The sequence below is a fragment of the Streptomyces sp. NRRL WC-3742 genome (genome assembly GCF_000720635.1).
Taxonomy (GTDB): domain Bacteria; phylum Actinomycetota; class Actinomycetes; order Streptomycetales; family Streptomycetaceae; genus Kitasatospora.
In genome coordinates this window covers 103,675-121,659 of the sequence record NZ_JOCF01000004.1, presented here as the reverse complement: position 1 = coordinate 121,659, position 17,985 = coordinate 103,675, and the positions used below count along the sequence as shown (strand labels likewise).

18 protein-coding genes are annotated in these 17,985 nt (G+C 73.2%); 10 read left to right on the top strand and 8 right to left on the bottom strand.

Features of this window, described 5'->3' with window-relative positions:
* Nucleotides 1-59: 59 nt before the first annotated feature.
* Nucleotides 60-1,301 (top strand): glycosyltransferase, encoded by a 1,242-nt coding sequence (locus tag IH61_RS0104145; RefSeq protein WP_031065033.1) that lies wholly within the window; start codon nt 60-62, stop codon nt 1,299-1,301.
* 132 nt (nt 1,302-1,433) lie between these two features.
* Here IH61_RS0104145 and IH61_RS0104140 read toward each other — a convergent pair whose 3' ends face one another.
* Genes IH61_RS0104140 through IH61_RS0104130 form a run of 3 tightly spaced genes read right to left on the bottom strand, consistent with a single transcriptional unit; the run spans nt 1,434 to nt 4,764 of the window.
* Complete coding sequence (locus IH61_RS0104140; protein WP_031065031.1) at nt 1,434-2,447, bottom strand: TIGR03842 family LLM class F420-dependent oxidoreductase; 1,014 nt, start codon at nt 2,445-2,447, stop codon at nt 1,434-1,436.
* Nucleotides 2,448-2,488: 41 nt separating this feature from the next.
* Nucleotides 2,489-3,910, bottom strand: coding sequence for a dihydropyrimidinase (gene hydA, locus IH61_RS0104135; protein ID WP_031065029.1), 1,422 nt, complete (start codon nt 3,908-3,910; stop codon nt 2,489-2,491).
* A gap of 11 nt (nt 3,911-3,921) precedes the next feature.
* A complete protein-coding gene (locus IH61_RS0104130; RefSeq protein ID WP_031065026.1) occupies nt 3,922-4,764 on the bottom strand; it encodes a nitrilase-related carbon-nitrogen hydrolase in 843 nt (280 codons plus the stop codon).
* A 210-nt stretch (nt 4,765-4,974) separates the two neighbouring features.
* On the opposite strand from IH61_RS0104130, the gene IH61_RS50160 reads away from it, so the two are divergent.
* From IH61_RS50160 to IH61_RS0104090, 9 genes are all read left to right on the top strand, one after another.
* Nucleotides 4,975-5,052 (top strand): putative leader peptide, encoded by a 78-nt coding sequence (locus tag IH61_RS50160; RefSeq protein WP_106981192.1) that lies wholly within the window; start codon nt 4,975-4,977, stop codon nt 5,050-5,052.
* A 199-nt stretch (nt 5,053-5,251) separates the two neighbouring features.
* Complete coding sequence (locus IH61_RS0104125) at nt 5,252-5,785, top strand: cysteine dioxygenase (RefSeq protein ID WP_051836201.1); 534 nt, start codon at nt 5,252-5,254, stop codon at nt 5,783-5,785.
* The gene (locus IH61_RS0104120) at nt 5,779-6,168 is read left to right on the top strand and encodes a rhodanese-like domain-containing protein (RefSeq protein ID WP_031065020.1); all 390 of its coding nucleotides are present in this window, start codon (nt 5,779-5,781) and stop codon (nt 6,166-6,168) included. Before IH61_RS0104125 ends, IH61_RS0104120 begins: the two co-directional genes overlap by 7 nt.
* 212 nt (nt 6,169-6,380) lie before the next feature.
* Entirely contained in the window at nt 6,381-7,445 is a 1,065-nt protein-coding gene (locus tag IH61_RS0104115) for an ABC transporter ATP-binding protein (RefSeq protein ID WP_031065017.1), read from the top strand.
* On the top strand, nt 7,435-8,103 hold the full coding sequence (locus IH61_RS0104110) for an ABC transporter permease (RefSeq protein WP_031065014.1): 669 nt from the start codon (nt 7,435-7,437) through the stop codon (nt 8,101-8,103). Before IH61_RS0104115 ends, IH61_RS0104110 begins: the two co-directional genes overlap by 11 nt.
* Complete coding sequence (locus IH61_RS0104105; RefSeq protein WP_031065011.1) at nt 8,100-8,777, top strand: ABC transporter permease; 678 nt, start codon at nt 8,100-8,102, stop codon at nt 8,775-8,777. Before IH61_RS0104110 ends, IH61_RS0104105 begins: the two co-directional genes overlap by 4 nt.
* A 100-nt stretch (nt 8,778-8,877) precedes the next feature.
* Nucleotides 8,878-9,831 carry an ABC transporter substrate-binding protein gene (locus IH61_RS0104100; RefSeq protein ID WP_031065007.1) on the top strand — a complete coding sequence of 318 codons (954 nt, stop codon included), beginning with the start codon at nt 8,878-8,880 and terminating at the stop codon, nt 9,829-9,831.
* 192 nt (nt 9,832-10,023) lie between these two features.
* Nucleotides 10,024-10,557 carry a hypothetical protein gene (locus IH61_RS46745; protein ID WP_051836200.1) on the top strand — a complete coding sequence of 178 codons (534 nt, stop codon included), beginning with the start codon at nt 10,024-10,026 and terminating at the stop codon, nt 10,555-10,557.
* Nucleotides 10,558-11,132: 575 nt separating this feature from the next.
* A complete protein-coding gene (locus IH61_RS0104090) occupies nt 11,133-13,190 on the top strand; it encodes a carbohydrate binding domain-containing protein (RefSeq protein WP_031065002.1) in 2,058 nt (685 codons plus the stop codon).
* A gap of 159 nt (nt 13,191-13,349) precedes the next feature.
* On the opposite strand, the gene IH61_RS0104085 is transcribed toward IH61_RS0104090, so the two are convergent.
* The 5 genes from IH61_RS0104085 to IH61_RS0104065 form a co-directional block, all read right to left on the bottom strand.
* A complete protein-coding gene (locus tag IH61_RS0104085; RefSeq protein WP_051836199.1) occupies nt 13,350-14,690 on the bottom strand; it encodes a multidrug effflux MFS transporter in 1,341 nt (446 codons plus the stop codon).
* A 96-nt stretch (nt 14,691-14,786) separates the two neighbouring features.
* Complete coding sequence (locus IH61_RS0104080) at nt 14,787-15,266, bottom strand: hypothetical protein (protein ID WP_031064997.1); 480 nt, start codon at nt 15,264-15,266, stop codon at nt 14,787-14,789.
* Nucleotides 15,267-15,640: 374 nt separating this feature from the next.
* A complete protein-coding gene (locus IH61_RS0104075) occupies nt 15,641-16,519 on the bottom strand; it encodes an alkaline phosphatase family protein (protein WP_031064995.1) in 879 nt (292 codons plus the stop codon).
* Between the two features lie 143 nt (nt 16,520-16,662).
* Nucleotides 16,663-17,487, bottom strand: a complete 825-nt coding sequence (locus IH61_RS0104070; RefSeq protein ID WP_234327013.1) for an ATP-grasp domain-containing protein — start codon at nt 17,485-17,487, stop codon at nt 16,663-16,665.
* 67 nt (nt 17,488-17,554) lie between these two features.
* A complete protein-coding gene (locus IH61_RS0104065; protein ID WP_031064990.1) occupies nt 17,555-17,929 on the bottom strand; it encodes a hypothetical protein in 375 nt (124 codons plus the stop codon).
* Nucleotides 17,930-17,985: the final 56 nt, after the last annotated feature.

Sequence of the window (17,985 nt, the reverse complement as noted above, 5' to 3'; positions counted from 1 at the left end):
GCGGGCGCGGCAGGCGTGGCGGGCTTCCGGCGGGCCCCGGGGGCCGGAATACTGCGGCCATGCGCATCCTGATCGCCACCGCAGGGTCCCGGGGTGACGTCGCCCCCTTCACCGGGCTGGGCGTGCGACTGCGGGCGGCGGGTCACCAGGTGGCCGTCGCCACCCATGCCACCTTCGCCGAATCGGTGCGCTCGGCCGGGCTGGAGTTCCGCCCGCTGCCCGTCGACCCGCGTGCCGAACTCGCCTCCGTCGAGGGGCGGCGCCTGCTGAAGGCCGGCACCGGGCCGGGCGTGATCGTGCAACTCCTGCGCATGGGGCGCCGGTTCATGCCCGCGCTCGGCGAGGGCATCGTCGAGGCCACCGCGCTCGGCGCCGACCTGCTGCTGACCTCGAGCGCCACCGACCCGCTCGGCCAGGTCGCCGCCGAGGCGTCGGGCATCCCCAGCCTCGGGCTGCACCTCCAACCCCTCTCCCCCACGCGGGAGTTCGCACCCGCCGTCACCGGCTCCCGCTCGCTCGGGGCGCTGGGCAACCTGCTGGCCGGATACGCCGTCCAGGCCGGGACCGACCAGCTGTTCGGACCGACCGTGCGGGAGCTGCGCCGCCGGCTCGGACTGCCCGCCCTCGGCGCCGCCGGGGCCCGGCGCGGGCACCCCGTGCTGCACGGCTTCTCGCCGACCGTCGTGCCCCGCCCGGCCGACTGGCATCCCCGGCTCGACGTCGCCGGGTACTGGTGGCCGCCCGAGCCGGACGGCTGGCAGCCACCGGCCCGGCTGCTCGACTTCCTCGCGGCCGGGCCGCCGCCCGTCTTCGTCGGCTTCGGCAGCCTGGTCGTCCCCGACCCCGAGCGGCTCACCGGGACCGTCCTCGCCGCCGCCCGGGCCGCGCGGGTGCGGCTCCTCCTGCAGTCCGGCTGGAGCGGGCTGGCCGCCGAGGACTCGGAGACCGTCCTGACCATCGGCGACACCCCGCACAGCTGGCTCTTCCCCCGCACGGCGGCCGTCGTCCACCACGCCGGGGCCGGCACCACGGCCGCCGCCCTGCGCGCCGGGACGCCGACCGTGCCCGTGCCCGCCCAGCTGGACGCGCCGTTCTGGTCGGCCCGCCTCACCCGGCTCGGCGTCTCCCCCGGCCCGGTGCCGCTGCGCGCCCTCACCGCCTCCCACCTGGCCGCCGCACTCCGCCGCGCCCTCGACGACCCCCGGCACGCGGCCCGCGCCCGCGCCGTCGCCACGGCTCTGGCCACCGAGGACGGCACCGCCAAGGTCCTCGCCGCCGTGGAGCGGGCGGCGAACAGCTGACGGGTGACAGCTGACAGGTGACGGGTGACAGCTGACGGATAACAGCGAACGGATGACAGATGATGAAATCCGTCATCCGTTCGCTGTCACCTGTTATCTGTCACCCGCCACCTGTCACCCGTCGCCGAAGACCTACAGCCGCGGGATGACCTGCTCCCCGTACGCGTCGATGGTGCTCTCGATCGCGTCGTGCATCGCGTAGACCGCGAACTGGTCGACGCCCAGCGAGCGCAGCTGCTCCAGGCGGGCGAGCTGGGCCTCGGGCGGGCCGATCAGGCAGAACCGGTCCACGATCTCGTCGGGGACGAAGGCGGTGTCCGGGTTGTCGGCACGCCCGTGGTGACTGTAGTCGTAGCCTTGGCGCTCCTTGATGTAGTCGGTGAGGGCGTCGGGGACGAGGTCGGAGTGCTCGCCGTAGTGGCGGACCAGGTCGGCGACGTGGTTGCCGACCATCCCGCCGAACCAGCGGCACTGCTCCCGGGCGTGGGCGAGCGCGGCGGGCGAGTCGTCGGCGGTGACGTAGGCGGGCGCGGCGACGCAGATGGTGACCGAGGACGGGTCCCGGCCCGCCTCGGCGGCGGCGGCGCGGACGGCCTTCACCATGTACTCGGTGAGGTACGGGTCGGCCAGCTGCAGGATGAACCCGTCCGCCTGGCGTCCGGTCAGGGCGAGCGCCTTGGGACCGTACGCGCCCATCCAGACGGGCAGTTGGGCGCCGGGCCCGACCCACGGCAGGTGCATCTCGGTGCCGTCCACCTCGACGGTGCGGCCCTCGGCCAGTTCCTTGACGGCGTGCATGGCCTGGGAGAGCCGGTCGAGGGTGGCCGGGCGGCGGCCGGCGACGCGCATGGCGGAGTCGCCGCGCCCGATGCCGCAGACGGTGCGGTTGCCGTACATGTCGTTGAGCGTGGCGAACAGGGAGGCCGTGACCTCCCAGGTGCGGGTGGAGGGGTTGGTGACCATCGGGCCGACGACCAGCCGTTCGGTCTCGGCGAGGATGCGGCTGTAGATGACGAAGGGCTCCTGCCACAGGACGCAGGAGTCGAAGGTCCAGCCGTGGCTGAACCCGGCCCGTTCGGCGCGGATCATCCGGTCGATGAGCAGGCGGGCGGGCGGATCGGTCTGCAGGACGAGGCCGATGTCCATGGGTGCGGCTCCAGAGGCGGGGGTGAAGGAACAGGGGCGGATCAGCGCAGGTACCCGCAGGTCCCCCGGCGCAGGAAGGTGCCGTGCCCGGCGCGGCCGAGCCATCGGCCGTCGTCCAGCACGACGGTGCCGCGCGAGAGCACCGTCCGTACGCGGCCGGTGAGTTGGCGCCCCTCGTAGGCCGAGTAGTCGACGTTCATGTGGTGGGTGGCGGCGGAGACGGTCTGCACGGCCACGGGGTCGTAGACGACGAGGTCGGCGTCGGCGCCCGGCGCGACGGTGCCCTTGCGCGGGTGGAGGCCGAACATCCGGGCCGGGGCGGTGCAGGCGATCTCGACCCAGCGGCGCCGGCTGATCCGCCCCTCCACCACGGCCTGGTGGAGCAGGTCCATCCGGTTCTCCACGCCCGGAAGGCCGTTGGGGATCTTCGAGAAGTCCCCGCGGCCGAGCTCCTTCTGCCCGACGAAGCAGAACGGGCAGTGGTCGGTGGAGACCACCTGGAGGTCGTCGGTGCGCAGCCCGCGCCAGAGCGCCTCCTGGTGCTCGCGCGGCCGAAGCGGCGTGCTGCACACGTACTTGGCGCCTTCGAAGCCCGGTTCGGCGAGGTTGTCCGTGGAGAGGAAGAGGTACTGCGGGCAGGTCTCGCCGAAGACGTCGAGCCCTTCGTCGCGGGCGCGGGCGATCTCGGCGAGCGCGGAGGCGGCGGAGACGTGCACGACGTACAGCGGGCTGCCCGCGACCTGGGCGAGTTTGACGGCCCGGTGGGTGGCCTCGGCCTCGAGGAGTTCGCGCCGCACCTCGCCGTGGTAGCGGGGGTCGGTCTTCCCTGCGGCGAGGGCCTGTTCGACGAGGACGTCGATGGCGATGCCGTTCTCGGCGTGCATCATGATGAGCCCGCCGTTGGCGGCGCCGCGCTGCATGGCGCGCAGGATGCGGCCGTCGTCGCTGTAGAAGACGCCGGGGTAGGCCATGAAGAGCTTGAAGGAGGTGGACTCGCCGGAGTCGACGAGGGTGTCCATCTCCTTGAGGACGGCGTCGTTGACGTCGGAGACGATGGTGTGGAAGGCGTAGTCGACGGCGCAGTTGCCGTCGGCCTTGGCGTGCCAGGTGTCCAGGCCCTCGCGCAGGGAGCTGCCGACGGGCTGGACGGCGAAGTCGACGATGGTGGTGGTGCCGCCCCAGGCGGCGGCGCGGGTGCCGGTCTCGAAGGTGTCGGAGGCCGCGGTGCCGCCGAAGGGCAGTTCCATGTGGGTGTGGGCGTCGACGCCGCCCGGGATGACGTAGTGGCCGGTGGCGTCGATGACGGTCCCGGCGCTCCAGGCGTCGGCGGCGGCGCTGCCGGTGGCGGCGAGCGCGGCGATGCGTTCGCCCTCGACGAGGACGTCGGCGTGGAGTTCCTCGGTGGCGGTGACGACGAGGCCGCCGCGGATGATCGTGCGCTGCCCGGGGTCGCGGGTGGTCATCGCGGTGCCCCTCACGCCTCGGCGAGCGGGCCGTAGGCGTCCGGGCGGCGGTCCCGGTAGAACGCCCACTGCTGGCGGACCTGTTCGATCAGGCCGAGGTCGAGGTCGCGGACGACGAGTTCCTCCTCCTTGTCGGAGGCGACCTCGCCGACGAACTGCCCGCGCGGGTCGACGAAGTAGGAGGTGCCGTAGAAGTCGTTGTCGCCGTACTCCTCGGTGCCGACGCGGTTGATGGCGGCGACGAAGTACTCGTTGGCGACGGCGGCGGCGGGCTGTTCGAGCTGCCACAGGTAGGAGGACAGCCCCCGGCTGGTGGCGGAGGGGTTGTAGACGATCTGGGCGCCCGCGAGGCCCAGTGCCCGCCAGCCCTCGGGGAAGTGGCGGTCGTAGCAGATGTAGACGCCGACCTTGCCGACGGCGGTGTCGAAGACGGGCCAGCCGAGGTTGCCGGGCTTGAAGTAGAACTTCTCCCAGAAGCCCTTGACCTGGGGGATGTGGTGCTTGCGGTACTTGCCGAGGTAGCTGCCGTCGGCGTCGATCACGGCGGCGGTGTTGTAGTAGACGCCCGTCTGCTCCTCCTCGTACACGGGGACGACGATCACCAGGCCGAGTTCGCGGGCGAGGTCCTGCATGCGGCGTACGGTCGGGCCGTCGGGGACGGCCTCCGCCCAGCGGTAGTGCTCGGCCTCCTGGACCTGACAGAAGTACGGGGCGTTGAACACCTCCTGGAAGCCGATGATCCGCGCGCCCTGGGCGGCGGCCTCGCGGGCGTGGCGCTCGTGGAGGGCGATCATGCTCTCCTGGTCGCCTGTCCAGCGGGTCTGGACGAGCGCGGCACGGACGATCTGCGACATGGGTACCTCCGCAACTGCGCCGCTCGGCCGCGGGGGCCGGGCCGCGCTTCGAGGGTTGGCGGGGCGGGATGAAACGGTCATCTACCCCGCGGGTCGCCTCCTTACGCATCCGCCCACCCGGATGCATTCCTCGCCCCCGGCCGGTGCGGCGGTGGAGCCGTCCGCGTCCCGGCTTGACTTGGCCCGCGTCGCTCGGGAAGGATCCGGCTCATGGACACCGGCACCACTCTGGTCTGCCGCCTGCACGTCGATCTGCGACGCCAGGCGAGTTCCATCTGTGCCTGTTGACCCTTCCCCTCTCCGCGTGGCCTTCCCTGTGACGTCTGCCAGGGCCCTCGGCTCGCACCCGCACCCGCAGTTCTGACTCCCGCCCGCACCGGCGCACCGCACCGCCGCGTTCCGGGCCGCTCCCGCGGCCCGTCCACGCGCTCGCTCGCCGGGCCCGGGCAGACCATTCGACGTTCCCGCCGCATCCGAGGACGCCCCGATGAGCCTGAGTGCCACGCCCCTGACCGAGCCCGACCCGGCCGCCGACTCGGCCCCCGACCCGGACGCCGGGGCCCGTACACCGCTCACCCCGAGCACCCTGCGCACGATCGTCCGCGACCTGGCCGAACGCCCCGACCGGTGGGTCCACCACGTCCGCCTCTCCACCGAGGAGCGCTGGTACCGCCGCCTGGCGGGCGACGAGGACCACGAGGTGTGGCTGATCAGCTGGCTGCCCGGCCAGTCGACCGGCTTCCACGACCACGGCGGCTCGCGCGGCGCCTTCACGGTCGCGCTGGGCGAATTGGAGGAGCTGTCCCTCGGCGGGCCGGACCAGGGGCTGCTGATCCGCAGGGTCCCGGCCGGGACGGCCCGGGCGTTCGGCCCCGAGTACGTCCACGACGTGCGCAACACGGCCGTCGGCCCGGCCGTCACCCTGCACGCCTACTCGCCGCCGCTCAGTTCGATGGCGCACTACGACCTGCGGGCCGAAGGGCTCGTCCGCACCTCGATGGAAGGACCGGAGCAATGGTGACCACGATCGACGACCTGGTGGAGCGCTCCCGCGAGGGCGTCCACCGGCCGGGGGCGCTGGAGGCGCACCGGGCGCAGCGGGAGGGCGCGCTGCTGGTGGACATCCGTCCGGCGGCGCAGCGCGCGGCGGAGGGGGAGATCCCCGGTTCGCTGATCATCGAGCGCAACGTGCTGGAGTGGCGGCTGGACCCGACGGGCAGCCACCGCATCGCCGAGGCGACCGGGTACGACGTGGAGGTGATCGTGGTCTGCTCGGAGGGCTACGCCTCCAGCCTGGCCGCGGCGACGCTGCGGGAGCTGGGGCTGCACCGGGCGACGGACCTGGACGGCGGTTTCGTCGGCTGGGCGGCGGCCGGGCTGCCGACGCGTCAGGGGGGCCGTTGAGAGGCCCGTGGCTGATATCCGTGCGACAGCGGATGACGCAGGTCATAGTCTGATCAGAGTTTCCACCGCTCCGAAGCTGGGCAGCCACGCGGGCGTAGAACGGCGGAAGAACGTCGACACCCCGGCGGTTGGATCCGCTGTCAACCGAACGACTGTCCCACCGACCGATCCAGGCGCCGCCTTCCCCGGGCGCCCTGACGAGGAAACACCCCGTGATCAGATTCGACGGCGCCGGCAAGCGCCACCCCGACGGCACCATCGCCGTCGAGGGCCTGGACCTGGAGGTCCCCACCGGCCGCACGACCGTCCTGGTCGGGCCGTCAGGCTGCGGCAAGACCACCCTGCTGCGGATGGTCAACCGGATGGTCGAGCCCACCTCCGGCCGGGTCCTGCTGGACGGCGCCGACGTGGCCGGCCTGGAGCCCGCCAAGCTGCGCCGCGGCATCGGGTACGTGATCCAGCAGGCGGGCCTCTTCCCGCACCGCAAGGTGATCGACAACGTCGCCACCGTCCCGCTGCTGCTCGGCTGGGACCGCAAGCGGGCCCGCGCCCGGGCCGCCGAGCTGCTCGAGCTGGTCGGTCTTGCGCCCGAGACCGCCAAGCGGTACCCGTTCCAGCTCTCCGGCGGCCAGCAGCAGCGCGTCGGCGTGGCGCGAGCCCTGGCCGCCGACCCGCCGGTCCTGCTGATGGACGAGCCGTTCAGCGCCGTCGACCCGGTGGTGCGCGCCGGGCTGCAGGACGAGCTGCTGCGGCTGCAGTCCGAACTGCACAAGACGGTGCTGTTCGTCACCCACGACATCGAGGAGGCCGTACGCCTCGGCGACCAGGTCGTGGTGCTGCGCGAGCACGGCCGAATAGCCCAGCTGGCCGATCCGCACACCCTGCTCACCTCCCCCGCCGACGACGGCGTGGCCGCCTTCCTCGGCCGGGACCGGGGCCTGCGCGGGCTGGCGCTGCGGCCCGCGAGCGCCGTCGCCGTCCGCCCGCTCGGTGACGGGCTGCGCTACGGCGGCTGGGAGTTGACGCTGGACGAGGACCGCCGCCCGGCCGGCTGGATCGACCGGGACGCCGCGGGCGCCGGACCGCACCCGGCCCCGGGCTTCCGCCCGGAGGCGGACACCCTGCGCACCGCGCTGGACGCGGCCGTCCTCTCCCCCGCCGGAGTGGCCGCCGTACTGGACGCGGACGGGCGGGTGACGGGCACCGCGAGCCGCGAGGCCGTCCTCGCCGCGCTGTCCGCCCCGGCACTGACGGACGGAGCCGCCGGTGGACGATGAACCGATCATCCGCTGGTACTGGATCGGCGACCACCTCGGCTACCTCGGCGACCTGCTCGCCGACCACGCCGTGATCGCCCTCGTCCCCGTCCTGATCGGCCTGCTGGCCGCCGTCCCGCTGGGCCTGGCCTGCGCCCGCTTCCCCCGGCTCTACCAGCCGCTGTCCGCCGTCTTCAACATCGTCTACGCGCTGCCCTCGCTGGCGGTGTTCATCATCCTGATCCCGTACACCGGGCTCGCCACCCAGGCGACGGTGATGATCCCGCTGACCTTCTACGCGCTGGCCGTGCTGCTGCCGACCACCGTGGACGGGCTGCGCGCCGTCCCGGACGCCGTACGCCAGGCCGCCACCGCCATGGGGTACGGGCCCTGGCACCGGCTGACCGCCGTCGAACTGCCCGCCGCCGTGCCGTACCTGATCGCCGGGCTTCGGGTCGCGGCGGTGTCCAGCATCTCGCTGGCGAGCGTCGGCGCGCTGGTCGGGCGCGGCGGGCTCGGCTACCTGTTCATCGACGGCTACCAGCGCAACTTCCCCACCCCCATCTGGGCGGGCATCGCCCTGATCGCCGTCCTCGCCCTGGCCGTCGACCTGCTGCTGGTGGGCTCGCGCCGGCTGCTGGCGCCGTGGGCCGTGCGGCAGAAGGGGGCCGGCTCGTGAACTGGCTGGACTGGCTCAACGAGTTCTTCACCGCCCCCGACCACCGCAGCGGCCCGGACGCGATCGTCCACCGCGTCCTGGAGCACCTGCTGTTCTCGGGCGAGGCGCTGCTGTACGCGGCGCTGCTGGCCGTACCGCTGGGCCTCCTGATCGGCTACACCGGGCGGGGCGTCACCGTGGTCACCGCCTTCGCGGGCGCCACCCGCGCGCTGCCCACGCTGGGCCTGGTGACGCTGGCGGTGCTGCTCATCGGGGTCGGCGAGACGGCCGTGCTGATCGCCCTGGTGGCGCTGGCCGCGCCGCCGCTGCTGGTGGCCGCCGTCGAGGGGGTGCGCGGCACCGACCCGGACGTACGGGACGCGGCGCGCGGCATCGGCCTGACCCACCCGCAGGTCCTGTGGCAGGTCTGCCTCCCCGCCGCCTCGCCGACGCTGCTCGCCGGGCTGCGCACCGCCACCGTCCAGGTGATCGCGACGGCCACGGTGGCCGCGTACGTGGGTCTCGGCGGGCTCGGCCGCTACGTCATCGACGGGCTGGCCACCCGCCGCTTCTCCTCCACGGTGGGCGGGGCGCTGCTGGTGGTGCTGCTCGCCGTCGCCGCCCAGGCGGTGTTCGCCCTGCTCTCCCGGTTCGCGCTCCCGTCGGGGGTGCGCGCCCAGGCGCGGGCCCGCTGATCCCCTCCCGGCCACTCCTCCTCCACGTCTTCCAGGTCTTCCACGTCTTCCAGGTCTTCTACTCGCCTCTCCCGTCCACTCCGGAAGGACATTCGTCACCATGTCGACATCCCACAGGGGCCGACGCGCCGTCGTCCTCGGCACGCTCGCCGCGCTCGCCCTCGGCGCCACCGCCTGCAGCTCCTCGGGCGGCGACCCGCTGGGCGCCTCCACGGCCTCCTCGGGCGCTTCCGCCGCGGGCGGCTCCGGCGCTTCGGGCGGCTCCGGTTCGACGGTGGTCGTCGGCTCGGCGAACTTCCCCGAGAACGTGCTGCTCGGCTCGATCTACTCGCAGGCCCTCAAGGCCAAGGGCGTCAAGGTCGAGGAGAAGTTCAACATCGGCAGCCGCGAGGTGCTGTACGGGCAGCTGCAGAGCGGCAACCTGACGGTGCTGCCCGAGTACAACGGCGCGCTGCTCGCCTACCTGGACGCCAAGGCCACCGCCGTCACCACCCAGGACGTCAACGCGGCGCTGGCCAAGGCGCTGCCCTCCTCGCTGACGGTTCTGGACTCCTCGCCGGCCGAGGACAAGGACTCGCTGAGCGTGACCCAGGAGAGCGCCGACAAGTACGGCCTCAAGAGCATCGCCGACCTCGCGGCCAAGGCCGGCGAGTTCAGCATCGGCGGGCCACCGGAGTTCAAGACCCGCCGCGAGCAGCAGTTCAAGGACGTCTACGGGCTGACGTTCAAGGAGTGGAAGCCCACCGGCGACACCACGGCGAACGCGCTCAAGGACGGCGGCATCCAGGTCGGCAACGTGTTCACCACCGACCCGAAGATCGTCCAGTACAAGCTCGTCCCGCTGGCGGACCCGAAGAACGTCTTCGGCGCGCAGAACGTCACCCCGCTGGTCAACAAGTCGGGCGTGGACGCCAAGGCGACGGCGGCGCTGAACGCGGTCTCGGCCAAGCTGGACACGGCCGGGCTGACGGCGCTGATGAAGCGGGTCGCGGTGGACAAGGAGGACCCGTCGGCGGTGGCCAAGGACTGGCTGAAGTCCAACGGCCTCGGCTGACGCTCCACTTGGTCCGCTGTGCGGCGTGACGGGCGGCGGGGTCCTGGACCTCGCCGCCCGTCGCCCGTCGCCCGTGCCCGTCCGCGGCCGTTTTCGCGCCCGTTTCCGCGGCCGTTTCCGGGGCCTCCCCCGGGGCCGGTCCTTCGCCGGGGGACCTTCCCTTCGGCGCCGCGAACATGACAGGGTGACGCCATGCGCACTCGTCTCCTCGCCGCCACCCTCACGGCATTCGCCGCGGTGAGCCTCGCTGCCTGCTCCAGTTCCGGCTCCGGATCGGGCTCCTCCGCCGCCGGCTCCCCCACCACCACCGCCGCCACGGCCAACGGCACGGCCGCTTCGGCCGCTCCCACCGCGGATGCGACGGGCACCGCCCCGGCCTCCACCCCGGCCGACGGCGCCTCCCCCGGGGCGCCCGCCCCCGCCAAGCCCGCCCCGCCCACCGACGCCGGACTGCCCGGCAAGCCGGACGCCGACCTGACGGCCAAGCTGGTCGCCGCCCTGAACGCGATCGACCCGGCGATCGTCGACGGCAAGCCCGGCCAGGCCGTGGAACGGGCCCGCAGCCAGTGCCAAGCGATCTTCCAGTTCCCCAAGGACAAGCAGAAGTTGGCCGAACTGGCCGACCAGCGCTTCACCTCCCCCCAGCACCCGCAGGGCCTCGGACCGGAGACCGCCGCGAAGATCAACGACGCGCTGCGCTCCACGCTCTGCCCGCCGTCCCGCTAGGGCCTGTCCGGCGGATCTTGCCGGACAGGCCCTAGCCGCACCCTCTCGCCGACCACTTCCGGCCGCGGCGGCCCCCACCGCCCGCGGCCTCCGGACCGCCCGGTGTCCTGAGCGCCGGGCGGCCGCGGCCGCGCCCCGTCCGACGGGTGCGCGGCCGTGGCGTTTCCGGGGCCCTCCGCCTTTCGTGCTCCTGTCCGGACACGCCAAAGCCCGTGCGCCGACGAACAGTTAGGACTCTTGACAGAGCAGTGGTCTAGTCCAAACATAGGCATGTCGATCCGACCGGGATGCACTGTGGGGGTGTGACCACCGGCGGCTGAGGCACTGCCCTGCCCTGTCCCGCTCCACCCCCCGCCCCCGGTACGGCGTGCGCGTTCGCACCGCCGCCGCACCGCCGCGCGAGTCGGCGGGTTCTCGCACGCCCGCATGTCCACATGTCCGCACGCCCGTATGTCCACCTCCCCGGCTCCCCCGGACCGGACCGTGCACGCGGCCGACCCCACCGGCCGCACCAGCGCCCCGGCCCGCTTCGCACCGCCCCAACACCATCCCCCACCACGTCTGTTGGAGAACCGATGCGTCTACGCAGAACCATTCAGGCGGCGCTGACGGCCTGCGCCACCCTGGCCGCCTCGGCCGGCCTCGTCGCCGCCGGGACGGGCACCGCCCAGGCCGCGACCCCGCTGCCGAGCCGGGTCTTCGCCCCCTACTTCGAGTCCTGGACCGGCCAGAGCCCCGCCACCGTGGCCGCGCAGTCCGGCAACAAGTACCTGACGATGGCCTTCCTCCAGGCCGCCACCAAGGGCTCCTGCACGCCGTACTGGAACGGCGACACGTCCAAGCCGGTCTCCTCCTCCACCTTCGGCGCCGACATCGCCACCATCCGGGCCAACGGCGGGGACGTGATCCCCTCCTTCGGCGGCTACACGGCCGACAACACCGGCACCGAGATCGCCGACAGCTGCACCGACGTCGGCCAGATCGCGGCCGCGTTCGAGAACGTGATCACCACCTACGACATCAGCCGGATCGACCTCGACATCGAGGACAACTCGCTGAACAACACCGCCGGAATCGACCGCCGCAACAAGGCGATCAAGCAGGTGCAGGACTGGGCCGCCTCCAACGGGCGCAACGTCCAGTTCTCCTACACCCTGCCGACCACCACCCACGGGCTGGCCGACAGCGGCCTCGCGGTGCTCCAGAACGCCGTCAGCAACAAGGCGCGGATCGACGTCGTCAACATGATGACCTTCGACTACTACGACAACGCCACCCACGACATGGCGGCCGACACCCAGACCTCGGCGCAGGGCCTGTACAACCAGCTCGCCCAGCTCTACCCGGGCAAGACCCCGACGCAGCTGTGGAGTTCGATCGGCATCATCGAGATGATCGGCATCGACGACTTCGGTGCCGCCGAGACCTTCACCGTGGCCAACGCCAAAACCGTCTACAACTGGGCGGTCTCCAAGGGCATCAGCACGCTGTCCTTCTGGGCGCTCCAGCGGGACAACGGCGGCTGCCCGGGCAAGGGCGGGGACGACACCTGCTCCGGGACCACCCAGGAGACCTGGGAGTTCTCGCACATCTTCGAGCAGTTCACCGGCGGCACGACGGTGAGCAACGACTTCTCGGTGGCGGTGAACCCCAACTCGGCCACGGTCAAGGCGGGTTCGTCCACCTCGGCCGCCATCTCCACCGCCGTCACCAACGGCTCGGCGCAGAGCGTGAACCTGTCCGTCGGCGGCGCCCCGGCGGGCGTCACGGCCACCGTCACCCCGGGCACCGTCACCGCGGGCGGCAGTGCGACGCTCAACGTCTCCACCACCTCCTCGGTGACGCCCGGCAGCTACCCGCTGACCGTCACCGGCAGCGCGGCCTCCGGCAGCCACACCACCACCTTCACGCTGAACGTCACCGGCACCCAGCCGGGCAACGACTTCTCCGTCGCGGTGAACCCGAACTCCGGTAGCGTCGCCGCCGGTTCGTCCACCTCGGCGGCGGTCGCCACGGCCGTCACCAGCGGTTCGGCGCAGAGCGTGAACCTGTCCGTCGGCGGCGCCCCGGCGGGCGTCACGGCCACCGTCACCCCGGGCACCGTCACGGCGGGCAACGGCGCGACGCTGAACATCGCCACCACGGCGGCCGCCAAGGCGGGCACCTACCCCCTGACCGTGACCGCCACCGGCGCCTCCGGCACCCACACCGCGACCTACTCGCTGACGGTCACCGGCACGACCCCGCCGTCCACCGGCCTGGTCAACGGCGACTTCGAGACCGGCAACCTGGCTCCGTGGACCTGCCAGAGCGGCGGCGCGGTCGTCTCCACGCCCGTCCACTCCGGTTCCTACGCGCTCCAGGCCGCGGCCGGTGCGAGCCAGACCGGCGAGTGCACCCAGACCGTCACCCTCAAGCCCAACACCAGCTACACGCTGAGCGGTTGGGTGCAGGGCAACTACGCCTACGTGGGCGTCTCCGGCGGCGCCACGGCCAGCACCTGGACCGTCGCCTCCGGCTGGACCCAGCTGACCGTCCCCTTCACCACCGGCGCCTCCGGCACCGTCACCGTGTACCTGCACGGCTGGTACGGCCAGGGGAACGTCTACGGGGACGACTTCTCCATCGCCTGATCGGCGCGAACGGCTGACGGGTGACACGTGACAGGTAACAGGTAACAGGTAACAGGTAACGAAGAACGGATAACAGCTGACGGATTTCATCATCCGTCAGCTGTTATCCGTTCGCTGTCATCCGTCCGTCGTCATCCTTCAGTCGTCATCTGCCATCCGTCAGGCGTCCGCCGCCTCCGGCATCCGTCCCGGCCGGCAGAGCACCAGGTACGTCAGCGTCGACAGCAACCCCGACGCCAGCACCACGATCGCCAGCAGCACCGCGGACGGCCGTCCGCCGAGGCTGCTCAGCGGCGCGACCACCGCGCCCGCCAGGAAGCTGCCCGTGCCGAGCAGCGCCGCCGCCGTACCCGCCGCCCGGGGTTCGACCAGGCCGAGCGCCAGGGCGGAGGCGTTCGGCAGCAGCACGCCCAGGCTGCCCATCAGCACGAACAGCGGAGCGCAGAACCCGACCAGGCCCGCGTCCCACACCGCCGTCCCCAGCACCAGCGCCACCCCGGCGGCCACCGCCGTCCCGAGCCCGCCCAGCACCAGCGCCCGCGGGGTGAAGCGCGGCGCCAGCAGCCGCCCGTTCACCTGCGTCATCAGCACGATCGCCACCGAGTTCAGCCCGAACAGCAGGCTGTACGTCTGCGGCGAGACCTCGAACACGTGCTGCAGCACCGTCGAGGAGCCGCTGATGTACCCGAACAGCGCGCCGTACGCGAAGCCGTTGGTCAGCACCAGCCCGAGGAACGGCAGGTCGCGCAGCAGCCGGCCCATCGTGCGCAGCGTCGTGCCGATCCCGCCGCCGTGCCGGGACTGCGCGGGCAGCGTCTCGCGCAGCGCGCCGAACGAGGCCAGGGCGAGCAGCAGCCCGAGCGCGGTGAGCGCGCCGAAGGTGCCCCGCCAGGAGGTGAACCGCAGCATCTGGGCCCCGAGGATCGGGGCGAGGATCGGCGCCAGCCCAGAGATCATCGTGATCGAGGCGAGGAAGCGCAGCATCGCCACCCCCTGGAAGCGGTCCCGGGCTATGGCCCGTCCGATGACCAGACCCGCCGACCCGGCCGCGCCCTGGACGAAGCGTCCGGCCATCAGCACGGGCAGGTTGGGCGCGAGCGCGCACACGGCGCTGGCCAGGGTGTAGAGGACCATCCCCACGAGCAGCGGCGGCCGGCGTCCGAAGCGGTCGCTGAGCGGCCCGAAGAGCAGCTGCCCGGCGGCGACGCCGAACATCGAGAAGGTGAGGGTGAGCTGCACGGCGGCCGGGTCGGCGGCCAGGTCGTCGGCGATGGCGGGCAGACCGGGCAGGTAGAGGTCGATGGTCAGCGGGCCGAGGGCGGCGAGCCCGCCGAGGACGACGATCGTGGCCGGGCCGGTGATGGAGGCGGGTCCAGCGGATTCCGCGGCTTCCGCAGCGTCGGCGGCATCCGCGACATCTGCGGTATCGGCGGCGGCCTCGGGGCCGGTGGTGGGGGCGGTGCCGGCGGGTCCGGCGGCGCCGGCGGTCGGGCCGGGCATGGGGCTCCTATCGGAGGGGGACGGATGTTCGATCACGCCCCGTCCTATCGCAGCCCGGCCCGGTTCCGACAGGAGGGGTCCCCCCGGACGGCCCCGTCAGCGCCGGGCGGAGTGCTCGGCGCGGTGCGCCGCCTGCACCGCCGCGCCGTCCTGCCAGGCGTAGAGCCGGTTGCCGTGCAGCGCGACGCTGTAGTGGCCGCAGGTACCGGTGGCCTTGCCCGCGACATCCTGCGGGAACCAGCCGGCCTTGAGCGCCGGCACCGGGTGCGAGACACGGCCCGGTACGCCGATGGCGCAGCCGGTGGGCAGCCGGCCCTCGGGGAGGGTGGCTACCAGGAGCCGGTCGTCGCCGGTGGTGGACATCACGTACTTGACCGAGGAGGCGTTGTCGGGCAGCCAGCCGGGCACGGAGCGGCGGTCGTTCTTCGCCTGCTCGCCGGTCTCGTACGCCGACTGCTCCTGGTGGTGCTCGTCGTACCAGTCGGACACCCGCGGGCCGATGGCCACGGCCGCCACGGCGACGGCCATGCCGGTGCCCGCGACTCCCAGCGCGACCTTGCTCACGATGCCCTTCATGCCCGCCTGCCCTCTCCCGTGTGCCCTGCCCTGCATGTCCTGCTCTGCATGTCCTGCCTGCGTGTCCTGCCCCGGCCGGCGGCCTGCGCCGTTCGGGTGTACCCATCGTGGCCCAGCCCGAGCCGTCGGATCGTCACCACCAGGTCGCGATCCTGCTTCCGACTTACGGGGTACGGTCTCCACCTTCCGGCGTATGCCCCTTCGGCGGAGTCCGTGTGGTGGCCCTGCGCCGGGCCCCGATCGAGCCTCGCCCCGGGCCGCCCGCGGCGCAGCCGGGCCTGCTGCACCCGGGGCACCGGATTCCCCCGGGTGCAGGCGCCCGGACTCCCTTCGGACTTCCCGGGGTCCCCCGGGGTCCCCCCGTCAGGCGCCCGTCAGACGCCCGTGGCCACCGGCCGGGCCACGGGGAAGGGCCGCCCGTCCAGCGTCCAGTGCGGGTCGATCGGGCGCAGGAGCGAGGCGTACACCTGGGCGGCGACGTCCGGGTGGCGGATCTCGCCGGTGGGCGGGCCGACCGGGATGTCGTGCCCGGCGCAGGCGACCCAGGCGGTGCGCTCCTCGTCGGTGCGGCCGCCGTGGCCGCCCTCGTCGACGTGCCCGTGGTCGGTGACGACGATGACGGTCCACTGCTCCTCGGCGTACGTGGCGCGGCCCCGGACGGCGTCGAGCAGCCGGCCGAGGCGCTCGTCGGCGGTGCGCATGGAGGCGCGGTACTCCTCGCCGCAGCCGAGGAAGTGGGCGGTCTCGTCGACGGCGCCGAGGTAGACGAAGGAGGCTTCGGGGTCGGCGGTGGCCAGGACGTGGACGGCCTCGCGGGTGACCTCCTCGTCGACGGTCTCCCACGCCTCGGGGGTGTCCTCGGCGGGCGCTATGTACGAGAGGCGGCCGGGGGCGCGGAAGAGCGGGCCGCCGGACTCGTTGATCATCAGCGGGTCCCAGCCGGCCGCGACGAAGGTGCGGCGGCGGTCGCCCCGGTTGAGGCGGGTGGCGAAGTCGGGGAAGACGTCGAGGCGGTTGCCGCCCAGGTGGTTGCCCCAGACGCCGTGCTTGGCGGGCTCGACCCCGGTGACGATGGTGGCCCAGCACGGCCCGGACATGGTGGGCACGCTGTCCGCGACGGTGACCGGCACCAGGAATCCGGCCTCGGCGACCTCCTGGAGGTGCGGCATCGGCACCTTCGCCAGGTAGTCGTGGCGGACGCCGTCGATCCCGACGACGAGCACCCGGGGACGGGGCCACTGGGCAGCGGTCATGGCAGAGGGGTTCCTTTCGGTCGTGCACACCCGGCCGCGCGCGCAGAGGGGCGCCGCCGACCGCGCCATGGTTCACCGCCCGCCGTACCGTGCGGCGTCGCCCCATCGAACACGAGGTGTCCGGAAGGTGTCGAGCGGCCCCGTCAGCCGGTCGCCGTCCCGGCGGTGCGTGCGGCACGGGCGAAGCGCCGGTCGGCCGGGGAGAGTGCGGCGGCCGGGCCCGCGGCGCGCAGCACGACGTCCAGGACGCGGTCCGGGTCGGCCGCGTAGCAGTGGGCGAACCAGGGCAGGTTGGCCTCGACCACGGCCCAGTGCTCGGCCGGGTCGTACGGGTCGGCGATCGGGCCGACGTCCAGGGCGACGGCGCTGGGCAGGGTATCGCCGACGGCGTCGAGCAGGCGGGCGGCGAAGGCGGTGGCCGCCTCGGTGAGCGGCGCCGGGTCGAGCCGGCCGAAGCGGGCGTAACGGCTGCCGGTGAGCACCTGCCCGTCGAGGAGGAAGAGCCGGTACTCGGCGGCGAAGGTCACCGGTTCGCTGACCAGGACGGGGGTGTCCGGGCCGATCCGCTCGCCGGTGCGGGGCAGCCGGGTGCCGTCCGGGTAGACCGCGGGCGGGATCGACTTGTCGGCGGGCGGTTTGACGAAGGCCGGGTGGCGCAGCGTCCACGCCTCGGCGAGGGTGGTGAGTTCGATCCGGCGGCGGGTGAACTCCCGGGGCAGGCGCGGCAGCCAGTCGTCCTCGGGTTCGAGCAGGGCGAGGCCGAGCGGCCCGGCGATCCGGGCGGCGGCGAGCGGGCCGCCGTACCAGTGGACGGGCCGCCCGGCGAGCTCCTCGACCGTGCCGGGGCCGGTCAGGACGGCGGTGTCCAGGCGCCGACGGGCGGCGGCCCCGGCGAGCAGGGCGGTGGTGCTGGTCGCCTGGGCGGAGGTGAGCAGGACGGGCGCGGGCCCCTTCACGGCCCCGGTCACGGCTGGGGTCGCGGCTGAGTCACGATTGGGCTCACGATCGGGCTCTCGGCTGGGCTCACGGCTGGGCTCACGGCTGGGGCCGGAACTCGTGGACGACGTCGATGCGGCCGACGATGTGCGTGTTGAACTCCTCCAACTCATCGGCCGGAACCCAGAGTTCGAGGATGGTACGACCGCCGGCCTGCTGGACGGGGTAGCGGGCGAGGAACTCCGTGTCGACCTCGAAGCGGGTGACGTAGCCGACGCCGGAGGCCGGCACGTTCCAGTCGCGGGCGATGCGGATCGCGTAGTCCTCGTTGAGGACGGGGTAGAAGATCGGCTGGTCGGGCAGCCGGGGCGGCCAGACGCGCCAGCCGGACGCCTCGACCAGGGCCAGCTCCTCGGGGCCGGTGGGGCGCCAGAGGGTGGTGGTCGGGGGTGGCTGGACGGGCTGGCTGGTCATGCCAGGAACGGTAGCCGGGCCACGGCGGGCCCGGCCACCCGTTTTCCCTGGTGGGA